Source organism: Brachybacterium sp. YJGR34, from assembly GCF_003347015.1.
Classification (GTDB): domain Bacteria; phylum Actinomycetota; class Actinomycetes; order Actinomycetales; family Dermabacteraceae; genus Brachybacterium.
Genome location: NZ_PNFB01000008.1, coordinates 40,939 through 55,299 on the forward strand (window position 1 = coordinate 40,939; position 14,361 = coordinate 55,299).

Here is a 14,361-nt window from a genome sequence, read left to right on the forward strand (position 1 = left end):
GAGCAGTGAGGAGCTCCCGTGAGCGATGTCGAGTGGCACAGTGTCGCCCTCGCCCCGATCGTGCTCGTCCACGGCACCGAAGGTCTGATCGCCGATCGTGCGGTGCGCCGCCTGCGCACCCTCGCCACGCGGGCCGACCCGACGGTCGCCGTCCACGACCTCTCTGGGGACGCGCTCGGCGCGGGCGCCCTGGCCCAGGTCGCCAGCCCCTCGCTCTTCGGCGAGCCGCGCCTGGTGATCGTCCCCCAGCTGCAGGCCGCACCCGACGTGCTGGTCGCCGAGCTGCTCGACTACGTCGCGAGCCCGGCGCCGGACGTCACCCTGGTGCTCGTCCACCGCGGCGGCAACCGGGGGAAGAAGCTCCTGGACGCGCTGAAGAAGGCCGGGGTGCCGCGCGTGGACGCGAGCCCCGTCAAGCGCGCCGCGGACAAGCAGGCCTTCGTGGCCGCGGAGTTCGCCCGGGCCGAGCGCCGCATCCAGCCGGAGGCCCTCGTCGCCCTGGTCGATGCCTTCGGCACCGACCTCGCCGAGCTCGCGGCGATCAGCCGTCAGCTCATCGAGGACAGCACCCCCGAGGAGGGGCAGGTGCCCGCGCAGGTCACCGTCCAGGACGTGCACGCGCTGACCGCCGGGCGGGTGGAGTCCACGGCCTTCGCCGTCGCCGACGCCGCGATCGCCGGGCGCGAGCAGGAGGCGCTGCAGCTGCTGCAGCAGGCACAACTGGCGGGGGCCGATCCGGTGCCGATCGTCGCCGCCATCGCCTCCAAGATGCGTTCCCTGGCGAAGGTCACCGCGCCCGGAGCGAACGCCCGCACCCTGGGGATGCCGGACTGGATGCTGCGGAACCTCGGCCGCGAGGCCCGCAGCTGGAACGATCGCTCGCTGGCCCGCGCCCTCGAGGCCGTGGCCCGCGCCGACCACGAGGTCAAGGGCGCCGCGCGCGACCCCCGCTGGTCGGTGCAGCGGATGGTGATGGAGATCTGCCGCGCCCGCCGCGCGCGCTGAGCACGAAGGGCCCGGTGCGGATCATTCCGCACCGGGCCCTTCACACACCCCGTCGAGCGGGGCGCAGGGTCAGTCGACCGAGGTCAGGCGCTCACTCCCGCGACCAGCTTCGCGAGACCGGACTTGCGGTTCGCGGCCTGGTTCTGGTGGATGACGCCCTTGGACACGGCCTTGTCGAGCTTCCGGTTCGCCGCCTGGAGGGCCGCGCCGGCGGCCTCGGCGTCACCGGTGGAGACGGCGGCCTTCACCTTGCGGATGTAGGTCTTGAGCTCGGACTTGACGGCACGATTGCGCAGGCGCGCCTTCTCGTTCGTCGTGTTCCGCTTGATCTGGGACTTGATGTTTGCCACGAAGACTCTTCTCTAGTGCTGCTGAGGTGGATCATCCGGGACGGCCGAGGAACGGAGCCGACGGGGACGGCGGTGGGGATTCGCCTGGAGACGTCGGTCCCGGGTCGCTGCCACGGGTACTCGCCCGGGTCGCACGCACCGCTCACCCCTGAGACACGACGGGCGAACAGCAGGCGCACACCGAACGGTATGTCACACATACGGTGCAGGACTTTACCAGAGTCCGGCCTGGTCCACCCAGAGGATGTGCGCCGTGTCTCCCGTGTGTCTGTCCAGGTCAGGGCTCGACGCTCAGCGGTTCCAGCCATGGGCCGCGCGGACCGCGGTCGCCACCCGGTCGAAGACCGGCCTCTCCAGCCGCGCCCCCTCGCGCCGCACGGCCGGGAGCGCGAGCCGCAGCAGGCGGTCCGCGCGCACCTCGGAGGATCGGCCCCGGCGGTCCCAGGCTCCGGCCCCGATGTCCACCCAGGTCGCGCCGTGGGTGTCGACGGCGACCCGGCCGGCCTCGGCGTGATCGCGGGAGGTGAGCATGAGCGCGACGAGCACCCGACCCCGACCGTCGGTCCCGCCCACGGCGGCGTCCTCCTCCGCGAGCACGAGCACGGGCCGGTCCTTGCCCTGCTGCAGATCCTCCTCGTAGGGGACCCAGGCCCAGACGATCTCCCCGGCGTCGGGGCGGCCGTCGTCCCGCGGGGCGTAGGCGAGGGCCAGAGGCGGGGTCGCGCGGCGGTCGGTGAGGGCGAGGGCGGCCCGGGGGTCGGACCCCGGCCGGACCCCGGCGCGGCGGTCTCCTCGCCGCAGGGCCCGCCAGACGCTGCGCAGCGTGGAGGACAGGAGCGCTCTCAGGGACATGGTGCTCGCTTCCCGGACGCTTTGCGCCCCTGGCGGAGGACGGGGGATGCAGGCATGGTAGGCGTGCCGGGGTCCCCGGCGCGCCCGCCGATCACGAAGGGCGGGAACGGCGACGAGGGGCTCTCGGCGACGCCCCGGGACGGAGGCCCCCATGGGGGACGTGCTCGAGCTCGCACCTCCCGGCCGCGGCCGCTGGCTGGTGCAGAACAGCCCGGCCGACCGGGTGCCCAGCCACGGCACCTCCCGCTTCGCGCTCGCGCACTCGATCGATCTGGTCCCCGTCGACGAGCGCGGCCGCAGCGCCCCGCTGCGGCTGTCCTCGCTGCTGCGTCCGGAGCCGCCGGAGGTCTTCCCGGGGTTCGGTCGGCCCCTGCTCAGCCCGGCCCGCGCCGTGGTGGTCGGCGTCCACGACGGCGAGGAGGACCATGCGGCCCATCGCGGGCTGCCCTCGGTCGGCTACGCCCTGACCCAGGGGAGACGCGCCGCGGCCGGCTTCGCCGCGCTGGCGGGGAACCATGTGCTGCTCGCGGTGGACCACGGGGGCGCGACGGTGATCGTGGCGCTGTGCCACCTGCGTCGCGGGAGCATCCGGGTGCGGAGCGGCCAGCAGCTCGCGGCGGGCGAGGAGGTCGCGGCCTGCGGGAACTCCGGCAACAGCACGGAGCCGCACCTGCACCTGCAGGCCATGACCGCCGCGGATCCCACCACGGCGCGCGCCGTGCCCTTCGCCTTCCCGGACGGGCTGCCGCGCGCGGGGCAGATCCTCGAGATCCCCTGAGAGCACCTGTCCACCGGGCGTGCCGCCTGTGAGGTCGGTCCGCGGGAGAAGGTGGACTGTGAGCGCGGGCCGACCCCATGAGACGATGGGTCGATGCCCCGCGCACGTGCGCGGGGGTGCGCTGCGACGAGAGGAACAATGCCGGTGACCCCCAGGATCGCTGCCGATGAGGCCCGGGACATCCTGCCCGCGTCGACACCCCAGGAGCGGCTCCGCAACTTCTGCATCATCGCCCACATCGACCACGGCAAGTCCACCCTGGCCGATCGGATGCTGCAGATCACCGGGATCGTCGACGAGCGCGCCATGCGCGCCCAGTACCTCGATCGCATGGACATCGAGCGCGAGCGCGGCATCACCGTCAAGAGCCAGGCCGTGCGCATGCCGTGGCAGGTCGACGGCACCAACTTCGCGCTGAACATGATCGACACCCCCGGGCATGTGGACTTCACCTACGAGGTCTCCCGCTCGCTGGCCGCCTGCGAAGGGGCGATCCTGCTGGTCGACGCCGCGCAGGGCATCGAGGCCCAGACGCTCGCGAACCTGTACCTGGCGATGGAGAACGACCTCACCATCATCCCGGTGCTCAACAAGATCGACCTCCCCGGCGCGGAGCCGGAGCGCTACGCCGCGGAGATCGGCCAGCTGGTGGGCGTCGAGCCCGACGAGGTGCTGCGCGTCTCCGGCAAGACCGGCCTGGGCGTGCCCGAGCTGCTCGACCACGTGGTGCGCACCCTGCCGCCGCCGCACGGCGAGCCCGAGGCTCCCTGCCGCGCGATGATCTTCGACTCCGTCTACGACACCTACCGCGGCGTGGTCACCTACATCCGCGTGGTCGACGGTCATCTGCGCTCCCGCGACCGGATCGACATGATGTCGACCGGGGCGCACCACGAGCTGCTCGAGATCGGGGTGAGCTCCCCGGAGCCGCACCCCACCAAGGGCATCGGCCCCGGCGAGGTGGGGTACCTCATCACCGGCGTGAAGGACGTGCGCCAGTCCAAGGTGGGCGACACCGTCACCACCTCCGTGCGCGGCGCGACGGAGGCGCTGGACGGCTACTCGGATCCCAAGCCGATGGTCTACTCGGGCCTGTTCCCCATCGACGGCTCGGACTACCCGGTGCTGCGCGACGCGCTGGACAAGCTCAAGCTCAACGACGCGGCCCTGAACTACGAGCCGGAGACGTCCACCGCTCTCGGCTTCGGCTTCCGGGTGGGCTTCCTGGGCCTGCTGCACCTCGAGATCATCCGCGAGCGGCTCGAGCGCGAGTTCGACCTCGACCTCATCTCCACCGCGCCCAGCGTCGTCTACCAGGTGCTCATGGAGGACGGGACCGAGGTCGAGGTCATGAACCCCTCGGACTTCCCCACCGGCAAGATCCAGGAGATCTCGGAGCCGGTCACCAAGGCCACCATCCTGGTGCCCAGCGAGTTCATCGGCGCGGTCATGGAGCTGTGCCAGTCCAAGCGCGGCAACCTGGGCGGCATGGACTACCTCAGCGAGGACCGCGTCGAGCTGCGCTACACGCTGCCGCTGGCCGAGATCGTCTTCGACTTCTTCGACCAGCTGAAGTCCCGCACCCGCGGCTACGCCTCGCTCGACTACGACATCTCCGGCAGCCAGGTCGCGGACCTCGTGAAGGTCGACATGCTGCTGCAGGGCGAGCCGGTCGACGCCTTCAGCGCGATCGTCCACCGCGACAAGGCGTACTCCTACGGCGTGGAGATGGCGGGCAAGCTGAAGAAGCTCATCCCGCGCCAGCAGTTCGAGGTCCCGATCCAGGCCGCCATCGGCGCCCGGATCATCGCCCGCGAGAACATCCGCGCGATGCGCAAGGACGTGCTCTCCAAGTGCTACGGCGGTGACATCTCCCGCAAGCGCAAGCTGCTCGAGAAGCAGAAGGAGGGCAAGAAGCGCATGAAGAACATCGGCAGCGTGGAGGTCCCGCAGGAGGCCTTCATCGCGGCCCTGTCCGCCGACGAGTCCGCGATGCCGAAGGACAAGGACGCGAAGAAGAAGTGAGCACCGCCGCCACCGCGCTCGACGTGGCCATCGACACCTCCCGCGGCGGGCGGATCGGTGCGGTCTGCGCCGTCGCCCAGCTGTTCGAGGTCCCGGAGCGGAGCCTGATGAGCGGGATCGACAAGCGAGCCCTGGACCGTCCGCTGCGCCTGCTCACCCACGGCGCCCTGGGCGACGTCCAGGGCGACCGCGAGAACCACGGCGGCATCTTCAAGGCCGTCTACGCCTACTCGCGCGAGGTCCGCGCGGCCTACGCCGTCGAGAGCGAGCTGGAGCTGCCCGACGGATCCTTCGGCGAGAACCTCGTGACCACCGGTCAGGACACGGACGAGACGGTCATCGGGGAGCGGTGGCGGGTCGGCACCGCGGAGCTCGAGGCGACCACCCCGCGCAACCCCTGCGGCACCTTCGCCGCCTGGATCGGCGATCCGCGCTGGGGCCGGCGCTTCACGGCCGGCGGCCGGGCCGGCGCCTACTTCCGCGTGATGGTGGAGGGGGAGGCCTCCGCCGGCGACGCGATCGAGGTGCTGGACCGCCCTGCGCACGGGATCACCATCGGCGACGCCTTCCGGGGCCTGACCCCCGGCGACGCCCGCGCGTTGCTGGACTGGGCGCAGGAGAGCGGCACGGTGCTCTACGACTCGCTGGTGGGCTCCGCGCAGAACGCGCTGCGCCGTGCGGGGGAGGATCCCGCCTTCCCCGATGCCCTGCGCTCGACGGGCCGCGGGCTGTGAGCGCGGCGCAGGGTCCGCTGTCCGTCTACATCCACGTGCCCTTCTGCGCGGTGCGCTGCGGGTACTGCGACTTCAACACGTACACCGCGACCGAGCTCGGCGGCGGGGGATCGCAGGCCGAGTACCCGGCGAACGCGATGCGGGAGATGGACCTGACGCTCGCGGACGACCGCGCGGCGGGCTACGAGTACGACGCCGTGTCCACGGTCTTCTTCGGCGGCGGCACCCCCACGCTGCTGCCCGCCGACGATCTCGTCGCGATGCTGGAGCACCTGCGCTCGCTGATCCCGCTCGCGGACGGCGCCGAGGTCACCACCGAGGCCAACCCCGATTCCGTCACCCGCGCCTCCCTCTCCCGATTGGCCGACGGCGGCATCACGCGCGTCTCCTTCGGGATGCAGTCCGCGGTCCCCTCGGTGCTGGCCACGCTGGACCGCACCCATGATCCGGAGAAGGTGCCGCAGGCCGTGGCCTGGGCGCGCGAGGCGGGGCTCGAGGTCAGCCTGGACCTCATCTACGGCACACCGGGGGAGACCCTGGGCGACGTCGAGACCTCCGTGCGGGCGGCGCTGGCGTGCGGTGTCGACCACCTGTCCGCGTACTCGCTGATCATCGAGGGCAACACCGCGATGGCCCGGCAGCTGCGCCGCGGCGAGCTCGAGGCCCCGGACGCCGACGACATGGCGGACAAGTACGAGCTGATCGACGATCTGGCCCGCGCCGACGGGCTGTCCTGGTACGAGGTCTCCAACTTCGCCCGCACCCCGGCCCGGCGCTCCCGCCACAATCTCGCCTACTGGCAGGGCGGGGACTGGTGGGGGATCGGGCCCGGCGCCCACCGCCACCGCGACGGGCTGCGCGCCTGGAACCTCAAGCACCCCAGCCGCTATGCCGCGACGCTCGCGGCCGACACCCTGCCGGTGGCGGATTCCGAGCAGCTCTCCGCGGAGGACCGCCTGGTCGAGCGGATCATGCTCGAGCTGCGGATCGCCGACGGCCTCGCGGTGGAGGCGATCCCGGCGCCGAGGCGTCACCAGCTCGCCGTGCATCGCGACCGTGGTCATCTCGAGGCCGCCGCCCTCGAGGACGGCCGCGCGGTGCTCACCCGCGAGGGCCGGCTGCTGGCCGACGCGGTCATCCGCGACCTCGTGCCCTGAGCGCTTCCCCCTGCCGTCCACCCCGGGGCACACTGGTGAGATGACGAAGCCCACCACGGTCGAGGAGTACATCGCGGAGCACGAGGAGCCGGCGGGCGAGGTGCTCCGGGAGCTGAGGGCCCTGAGCCGGGAGGTCGTGCCGGCCGCGGCCGAGGAGCTGAAGTGGGGCTCCCCGGCGATCGTGCACCCCCGCGGCACCATCCTCCTCGTCTACAGCGCGCACCGCCGGCACGCCAACATCACCTTCACCCCCAGCACGCGGGAGGCCTTCGCCGCGGAGCTCACGACGTTCGAGACCGGGAAGGGCAGCGTGAAGCTCTTCTACGACCGGCCCGTGCCGCGCGAGCTGCTGCGGCGGATGATCGCCCACCGCCTGGAGGAGTTCGAGCGGCGCGGCGTGCTGTGGATGTGACCCCGGCCCGCTGACAGGAGGAGCCCCCGGGACCGGTGCGGGTCTCGGGGGCTCCGAGCGTCCCACGGCGTGCCGTGGGACCTGGCGATCACTTCACCAGGCGGATGGAGACCGGGTAGTTCCAGTACTCGCCCTGGTTCGCCTTGACGGCGGCGATGATGGAGAAGATCAGCTGGACGAGTGCCGGCAGGCCCACCAGCGGCATGAGGAAGAACCCGAAGCCGAGGGTGATGATGCCGAAGAGGGTGAGCACGATGCCGAGCACGATCTGCACGATGACCACGGCGATCGCGCCGTTCAGGGCCTCTGCGGCGTGGAAGCGCGTGAAGCGGTTGCGGTCCTTGTAGATCAGGAAGATGATCAGCGGCCCCACCCAGCCCAGGAAGCCCCAGCTGAGCGCATGCCCGAGGATCACCGAGAGCTGGGCGAACATCGCCCACAGCTTCCCGTCGGCGTCGGTGGTCGGCTGGCCGGTCAGGGGCCCCTCGAAGACGCCCTTGGTGCCGGGCGGCGGCACGTCGAGCACCGGGCTGCCCTGCGGCGGTGCGCCGTACTGGGGGCCGGGGGCGCCCTGCGGGTTCTGCGGGGCCGGGGCGGAGTACGGGTCAGAGGCCGGCGGCGCCGCGGCGGCGGGATCGACGGCATAGGGGTCGTGGGGGTGCAGCGCCGGGTCCGAGGTGGGGCTCCCGGCGTCGAGGTCGAAGGGGTCGTCGCGGTCCGTCCGAGGGGGCTGGGGAGCCTGCTCGTCGGCGGGGGCGCCCGGCTCGGACCCGTACGGATCGTGCGGATGCGGAGTCTGGCTCATGGTTCCTTCTTCCCACGGGCCGGCAGCGAGGGCCGGCGGCTGACCTGATGGTTCCAGCCTACCGAGTCGGGGTCGCGCGCGCCGCGCGGCGAACCGCCGGGTCGTGCGGGGGGTATCCCCCAGGAGCGGTGCGCTCAGCCCTGGTCCACCGTCACGAAGTCGATGAGCTCCTCGATGCGGCCCGAGAGCGTGGGCTCCACGTCCGCGTAGGAGCGGACGGTGGACAGGATCCGCTTCCACCCCAGGCCGATGTCGGCCATGTCCTCATGGGGCCAGCCGAGTGCGGCGAGGGTGCCCACCTTGATGTCGGTGCCGCGGGGGATGTGCGGCCATTCCCGGATGCCCACGCGCGCCGGCTTCACGGCCTGCCAGACGTCGACGTACGGGTGCCCCAGCACGGTGACGTTCCCTCGGGCGCCCGGGAGGTTCATCACCTCGGCGGCGATGCGCGACTCCTTCGACCCCGGCACCAGGTGGTCGACGAGGATCCCCAGGCGCCGGCCGGGGGCGGGGCCGAACTCCCGGACGCGCTCGGCGAGGTGGTCGGCCCCCTCGAGCTGCTCGACCACGATGCCCTCGATGCGCAGGTCGTGGCCCCACACCTTCTGCACCAGCTCGGCGTCGTGGGTTCCCTCCACCCAGATCCGGGAGGCACGGGCGGTGCGGGCCTTCGCCCCCTCGACGTACACGGAGCCGGAGGCGGAGCGCTTGCGCGCCGGGGCCGGTGCGGCGGTGGGACGGGTGAGCGCGACGGGGCGGCCGTCGATCATGAAGCCCGGACCCAGCGGGAAGGTGCGGCGGCGGCCGCGGCCGTCCTCGAGCTCCACGACCAGCTCGCCGGCGATCTTCTCCACCCGGGTGATGGCACCGGTGAAGCCGGTGGAGGCCTCCTCGACCACGAGATCCCGCTGGGCGGGGAGCTCGCGGGCGGCGGGGCGACGGCGGTGATGGGCGGGCGGACCGGAGGAGAGCACGTCGGAGCCGTACCGGTCGGGGAAGCGATCGGAGGGTGCAGGCACGCGCGATACGGTACACCGATGGCGCGACACCCGTGGCGAACGCCTCCCGCGGTCCCCGCCGGGGACGCGTAGGATTAGCACCTGGCAGGGTCGAGTGCCAGGCCCCGACCGCACGCGACCCAGGAGGTGAGGACCACGGACGCCCGGAAGCTGCAGATCCTCGGCGCGATCGTCGAGGACTACGTCTCCACGCGGGAGCCCGTCGGATCGAAGTCGCTCCTGGAGCGGCACGAGCTCGGCGTCTCCGCCGCCACGGTGCGCAACGACATGTCCGTCCTCGAGGAGGAGGGGCTGATCCATCAGCCCCACACCTCCGCCGGACGCGTGCCGACCGACAAGGGGTACCGCGCATTCGTCGACCACGTCGCGACCGTCAAGCCCCTGTCCGCCCCCGAGCGCCGGGCGATCCGCCTGCTGCTCGAGGACGCGGGCGACGTCGAGGAGCTCCTGGCCCGCACCGTGCGCCTCATGGCACAGCTCACCCAGCAGGTTGCCATGGTCCAGTACCCGGCGCGCCGGCAGGCGCGCATCCGCCACGTCGAGCTGGTCAAGGTCGCCGACTCCCTGCTGCTCGTGGTGCTCATCACCGAGTCCGGCCGTGTGGACCAGCGCACCGTGCCGGTCGCCGCGGGCCGTCCGGCCGAGTATTACGAGGCCCTGCGGGACCAGCTCAACCGGGCGGTCTCCGGACGGCAGGTCACCGACCTCGCCGTGCCGCTGAGCGACTTCCTGGAGTCGCTGGCGCCGCCGGAGCGTCCGGCCGCCGCCGAGGTGGCCGAGCCGCTCGCGGCCCTGGCCGCCACCCGCGCGGAGGACCGCATCGTCATGGCCGGCACCGCGAATCTCGCCCGCTCCGCGGAGGACTTCTCCCGGGAGGTCGAGCCCCTGCTGGACGTCCTGGAGGAGCAGCTGGTGCTGCTGCGCCTGTTCACCGAGATGCACGCCTCCCCGGGCGACGTCGAGGTGCGCATCGGCTCGGAGCTGCACGATTCTGCCCTCCACTCGGCCGCCCTGGTCGGCGCGGGCTACGGGTCGGGTTCGCACCTCGCGATCCTCGGCCCCAGCCGGATGGACTACGTCGCCGGCATCTCGACCGTCCAGGCCGTCGCCCGCTACGTGTCCCGCTTCCTCGAATGACCCTGCCGGGGCCGGCGTCCGCGCGCCGCCCGGCCCCGCCGCCCCGCTCGCCCCGTGCCGGCCGCCGCCCGCGGCCCGGACACCCCGACACCCTGTAAGGATCCGCCCCAGTGAACGACGACTACTACGAGCTCCTCGGCGTCTCCCGCGACGCCTCGACCGAGGAGATCAAGAAGGCGTACCGGAAGCTCGCCCGGACCCTCCACCCGGACGTCAACCCGGATCCGGAGGCCGCGGAGAAGTTCAAGAAGGTCTCCCAGGCGTACGAGACGCTCTCCCACGCGGACAAGCGCCGCCAGTACGACATGGGCGGCGGCCCGGGCTCCGGCGGCTTCCCGGGCGGGTTCGGGGGCGGCACGGCCGGCTTCGACTTCAACGACATTTTCGACATGTTCGCCGGCGCCGCGGGCGGCCGTGGTCGGGGGCAGGGGCCGGTGCCCCGCCAGCGCCGCGGCGGCGACGTGCTGCGCCGGGTGAAGATCGACCTGCGCGACGTCGTCTTCGGCACCGAGCAGCAGGTCACCTTCCGCACCGCGGTGCTCTGCGAGCGTTGCTCGGGCTCCTGCGCGGAGCCGGGGACCAGCCCCACCCGCTGCACCGCCTGCAACGGGTCCGGGCACGTCCAGCGGGTCGCCCAGTCGCTGCTGGGCCAGATGGTCACCATGGCGCCCTGCCCCACCTGCGAGGGCCACGGCGACGTCATCGAGAGCCCCTGCACCGCCTGCTCCGGGCACGGCCGCACCGCCTCCGAGCGCACCGTCACGGTGCGCATCCCCTCCGGCGTCGAGAACGGCACCCGCATCCAGCTGCGCGGCGAGGGCGAGACCGGCGAGGCCGGCGGCCCCTCCGGGGACCTCTTCGTCGAGCTCTCCGTCACCGACCACGACACCTTCGAGCGCGACGGCGACGACCTGGTCACCACCGTCGCGGTGCCCATGACCACCGCGGCCCTGGGCGCCACGATCCCGTTGGAGACCTTCGACGGGCCGCAGGAGATCGACGTCCGGCCCGGTTCGCAGCCCGGCGAGGAGATCACGCTCAAGGGTCTCGGCGTCACCCCGCTGCGCCGCGAGCGGCGCGGCGACATCCGCGTGGTCCTCGACGTGGACGTGCCCACCTCGCTGAGCGACGAGGAGCGCGATCTGCTCCAGCAGCTCGCCGCGCTGCGCGGTGACGAGACCACGCGGCGCAAGGGCCACGGCCCCTTCGCCAAGCTCCGCGAGCGCCTGCGGGAGCTCTGAGCCGCCATGCCCACCACGCCGCCCGGCTTCCTGATCCTCGACGACGCGCTCTCCCGCGCGCGCAGCGGCGAGGAGCTGACCCTGGACGGCGAGGAGGGCCGGCACGCCGCGAAGGTGGCGCGCATCGGGGTGGGGGAGCAGCTGCTGCTCACCGACGGCCCCGGCCGTCAGGTGCTCGCCGAGGTCACCGCCGCCCGCAAGGAGTCGCTGGTGCTGCGCCTGCTCGCGGACCCGGGCCCGGTCGTGGAGCGGCTGCCGCGGCTGGTGCTGGTCCAGGCCCTCGCCACCGGGGGCCGCGACGAGCAGGCCGTGGAGTCCGCGACCGAGCTCGGCGCGGACGAGGTGGTGCCGTGGATCGCGCGCCGCTCGGTCTCGGTGTGGCGCGGCGAGAAGCTCGCCAAGGGTCGCGCCCGCTGGCAGGGAACCGTCCGCGCGGCCGTCAAGCAGTGCCGCCGTCCGGGCATCCCCGAGGTCGCCGCGCCGGCGACGAGCACGGAGCTCGTCGCCCACCTGCAGGAGCGGGTCGCGCGGGGCGCCCTCGTGCTCGTGCTGCACGAGCAGGAATCCGTGGGCCTGATGAGCCTCGCCCCGCAGCTGCGGGCGGCGAGCGCGGAGGGCCGGGAGGAGATCGTGGTGGTCGTCGGCCCCGAGGGCGGCATCGACCGCGACGAGCTCGAGGCGCTGCGCGGGGCGGGCGCACGCTCGGTGCTGCTGGGCCCTGAGGTGCTGCGCAGCTCCACCGCCGGTCCCGCCGCGCTCGCGGTCCTCAGCGCCCTCGTGGGGCGCTGGGGCTGAGCCGCGGCGGCGGTGTCAGACCTTCGCCGGGACCTCGGCGGTGAAGCGCTCGATGGCGTGCTGCAGCTGCTCCGCCTTGGGCTGCTGCACGCACAGCTCGCCCTCGACCGAGAGGTCCTCGCGGAAGCCCAGGCCGATGGTGTCGACGACGTCGGCGCCCACGCGGCGCATCAGCGCCTCGAGCGGGGGGAGCACCTCGCCCGCCGCGCCCCAGCCGTAGCCGATCAGGAGGGTGGGCAGGCCCTCCCACTCGGCGTAGAGGAAGTCGATCGCGTTCTTCAGGGCGCCCGGGTAGGAGCCGTTGTACTGCGGGGTGAGGATGACCAGGGCGTCCAGCGCCGCGATCCGCTGCGCCCAGGCCTCGGCGTGCGGCGTGGTGCGGGGCTGGCCGGCCTTGGGGGCGTGGGGCTCGTCGAAGGCGGGGAGCGCGAGCTCGCCGAGATCGATGAGGTCCACCTCGACGCCCTCGGGAGCGGCGTCGTGGACCCACTGGGAGACATGCACTCCCACGCGGTTCGGGCGGGCACTGGTCAGGAGGATTCCAAGTCGCGTCATGATGCCGCCCAACGTCTCATATCCCGCCCTCGATGCCACGCTGTGCGGGACGTCATGTGGCGAGTTCCGCTCCCGTAGACTCGCGGGCATGGGAGAGACCACTGCCGCACCGCTGGACCCGGACTGCATCTTCTGCCGGATCGTCGCCGGGGAGATCCCCTCGGACCGCGTGTACGAGGACGACGAGGTGATCGCGTTCCGCGACCTCGCGCCGAAGGCGCCCGTGCACGTGCTCGTCGTCCCGCGGGAGCATTCTCGGGACGTGCGCGCACTGGCCGAGCGGCCTGCGCTGCTCGCCCACGTCACCCGGGTCGCCTCCCAGGTGGCCGCCGAGGAGTCCGACGGCGACTTCCGGCTGCTGTTCAACACCGGCCCCACCGCCGGTCAGACCGTGTTCCATGTGCATGCGCACGTCCTGGCGGGCAGGACGCTCGCAGAAGGAGAGCTGTGACGGACCCCCTCCACCCGGCCCCCGGCCGCACCCCCGAGGTGCGCGAGCGGATGCTGGCCATCCCGGATCATCTGAGCCCTTTCCAGGTGCTCGGGGAGAACGACCAGGCGCTCGCGGCGCTCGAGGATGCGGTGCCGGACACCGATGTGCACGTGCGCGGCCACCAGGTGACCCTGCGCGGCACCGAGGACGCGCTGCGCCGCGGGGAGCACATCATGCGCTCGCTCATCGAGCTCGCCGGCACCGGGCAGGCCGTCACCGCCGAGGCCGTGCAGCGCGCCGCCGCCCTGTACGGCGACGACCGCGCCGCCGGCGGCCGGCTCGAGGAGGTGCTCTCCCGCACGGTCCTGTCCTCCCGGGGGCGGACCATCCGCCCCAAGACCATGGGGCAGAAGACGTACATCGAGGCGATCGAGACCTCGACCATCACCTTCGGGATCGGGCCGGCCGGCACCGGCAAGACCTATCTGGCGGTGGCGATGGCGGTGCAGAAGCTGCTGAGCAAGCAGATCAACCGCATCATCCTCACCCGCCCCGCGGTCGAGGCGGGGGAGCGGCTGGGCTTCCTGCCCGGCAGCCTCAACGAGAAGATCGACCCGTACCTGCGGCCGCTCTACGACGCGCTGCACGACATGCTCGACCCCGAGTCGATCCCGCGCCTGATGGGTGCCGGGACGATCGAGGTCGCCCCGCTGGCGTACATGCGCGGGCGCACTCTCAACGACGCCTTCATCATCCTCGACGAGGCGCAGAACACCACGCCCGAGCAGATGAAGATGTTCCTCACCCGCCTGGGCTTCAACTCCACCATGGTCGTCACCGGGGACGTCACCCAGGTGGACCTGCCCGGCGCCCAGCAGAGCGGCCTGCGCGTGGTGGAGAAGGTGCTCAGCGGCATCGACGACATCTCCTTCTGCCGCCTGTCCTCCCGCGACGTGGTCCGCCACCGCTTGGTCAGCGACATCGTCGAGGCCTATGGCCGCTGGGAGATCCGCCCCGGCGGGAGCCGTGACTCCCGCCACCGCCCGAGCACCGGGAGCTGAGA

The 14,361-nt window shown here is 72.6% G+C and carries 16 protein-coding genes; 11 read left to right on the top strand and 5 right to left on the bottom strand.

Annotated features, from left to right (window positions below; all coding sequences use genetic code 11):
* Positions 1–18 precede the first annotated feature (18 nt).
* Positions 19–1,005, top strand: coding sequence for a DNA polymerase III subunit delta (gene holA / locus CXH06_RS09095; protein WP_114854866.1), 987 nt, complete (start codon positions 19–21; stop codon positions 1,003–1,005).
* Between the two features lie 83 nt (positions 1,006–1,088).
* Here holA and rpsT read toward each other — a convergent pair whose 3' ends face one another.
* A complete protein-coding gene (gene rpsT / locus CXH06_RS09100) occupies positions 1,089–1,355 on the bottom strand; it encodes a 30S ribosomal protein S20 (RefSeq protein WP_114854867.1) in 267 nt (88 codons plus the stop codon).
* Positions 1,356–1,646: 291 nt separating this feature from the next.
* On the bottom strand, positions 1,647–2,207 hold the full coding sequence (locus tag CXH06_RS09105; RefSeq protein WP_114854868.1) for a type II toxin-antitoxin system PemK/MazF family toxin: 561 nt from the start codon (positions 2,205–2,207) through the stop codon (positions 1,647–1,649).
* 151 nt (positions 2,208–2,358) lie between these two features.
* On the opposite strand from CXH06_RS09105, the gene CXH06_RS09110 reads away from it, so the two are divergent.
* From CXH06_RS09110 to CXH06_RS09130, 5 genes are all read left to right on the top strand, one after another.
* Positions 2,359–2,985, top strand: a complete 627-nt coding sequence (locus tag CXH06_RS09110) for a M23 family metallopeptidase (RefSeq protein WP_114854869.1) — start codon at positions 2,359–2,361, stop codon at positions 2,983–2,985.
* 138 nt (positions 2,986–3,123) lie between these two features.
* A complete protein-coding gene (gene lepA, locus CXH06_RS09115; RefSeq protein ID WP_114854870.1) occupies positions 3,124–5,010 on the top strand; it encodes a translation elongation factor 4 in 1,887 nt (628 codons plus the stop codon).
* Entirely contained in the window at positions 5,007–5,744 is a 738-nt protein-coding gene (locus CXH06_RS09120; RefSeq protein WP_232820286.1) for an MOSC domain-containing protein, read from the top strand. The genes lepA and CXH06_RS09120 overlap by 4 nt, the downstream gene beginning before the upstream one ends.
* On the top strand, positions 5,741–6,901 hold the full coding sequence (gene hemW / locus CXH06_RS09125; protein ID WP_114854871.1) for a radical SAM family heme chaperone HemW: 1,161 nt from the start codon (positions 5,741–5,743) through the stop codon (positions 6,899–6,901). The genes CXH06_RS09120 and hemW overlap by 4 nt, the downstream gene beginning before the upstream one ends.
* Before the next feature lie 40 nt (positions 6,902–6,941).
* A complete protein-coding gene (locus CXH06_RS09130; RefSeq protein ID WP_114854872.1) occupies positions 6,942–7,313 on the top strand; it encodes an iron chaperone in 372 nt (123 codons plus the stop codon).
* 88 nt (positions 7,314–7,401) lie between these two features.
* Here the strand turns inward: CXH06_RS09130 and CXH06_RS09135 are convergent, their stop codons facing one another.
* Together CXH06_RS09135 and CXH06_RS09140 are read right to left on the bottom strand one after the other, a co-directional pair.
* Complete coding sequence (locus tag CXH06_RS09135; RefSeq protein ID WP_114854873.1) at positions 7,402–8,118, bottom strand: DUF4870 domain-containing protein; 717 nt, start codon at positions 8,116–8,118, stop codon at positions 7,402–7,404.
* A 134-nt stretch (positions 8,119–8,252) separates the two neighbouring features.
* A complete protein-coding gene (locus CXH06_RS09140; RefSeq protein ID WP_114854874.1) occupies positions 8,253–9,137 on the bottom strand; it encodes a DUF3097 domain-containing protein in 885 nt (294 codons plus the stop codon).
* Between the two features lie 126 nt (positions 9,138–9,263).
* Between CXH06_RS09140 and hrcA the strand changes: the two genes are divergently transcribed.
* From hrcA to CXH06_RS09155, 3 genes are all read left to right on the top strand, one after another.
* A complete protein-coding gene (hrcA, locus tag CXH06_RS09145) occupies positions 9,264–10,274 on the top strand; it encodes a heat-inducible transcriptional repressor HrcA (RefSeq protein ID WP_114854875.1) in 1,011 nt (336 codons plus the stop codon).
* 110 nt (positions 10,275–10,384) lie between these two features.
* Entirely contained in the window at positions 10,385–11,515 is a 1,131-nt protein-coding gene (dnaJ, locus tag CXH06_RS09150; RefSeq protein WP_114854876.1) for a molecular chaperone DnaJ, read from the top strand.
* Between the two features lie 6 nt (positions 11,516–11,521).
* Positions 11,522–12,310 carry a 16S rRNA (uracil(1498)-N(3))-methyltransferase gene (locus tag CXH06_RS09155; protein ID WP_114854877.1) on the top strand — a complete coding sequence of 263 codons (789 nt, stop codon included), beginning with the start codon at positions 11,522–11,524 and terminating at the stop codon, positions 12,308–12,310.
* A gap of 15 nt (positions 12,311–12,325) precedes the next feature.
* Here the strand turns inward: CXH06_RS09155 and CXH06_RS09160 are convergent, their stop codons facing one another.
* Positions 12,326–12,865 carry an NADPH-dependent FMN reductase gene (locus tag CXH06_RS09160; RefSeq protein WP_114854878.1) on the bottom strand — a complete coding sequence of 180 codons (540 nt, stop codon included), beginning with the start codon at positions 12,863–12,865 and terminating at the stop codon, positions 12,326–12,328.
* Positions 12,866–12,953: 88 nt separating this feature from the next.
* Here CXH06_RS09160 and CXH06_RS09165 point away from each other — a divergent pair, with 88 nt between their 5' ends.
* Complete coding sequence (locus tag CXH06_RS09165) at positions 12,954–13,316, top strand: histidine triad nucleotide-binding protein (RefSeq protein WP_114854879.1); 363 nt, start codon at positions 12,954–12,956, stop codon at positions 13,314–13,316.
* Positions 13,313–14,359 (top strand): PhoH family protein, encoded by a 1,047-nt coding sequence (locus tag CXH06_RS09170; protein WP_114854880.1) that lies wholly within the window; start codon positions 13,313–13,315, stop codon positions 14,357–14,359. The genes CXH06_RS09165 and CXH06_RS09170 overlap by 4 nt, the downstream gene beginning before the upstream one ends.
* The last annotated feature ends 2 nt before the right edge of the window (positions 14,360–14,361 follow it).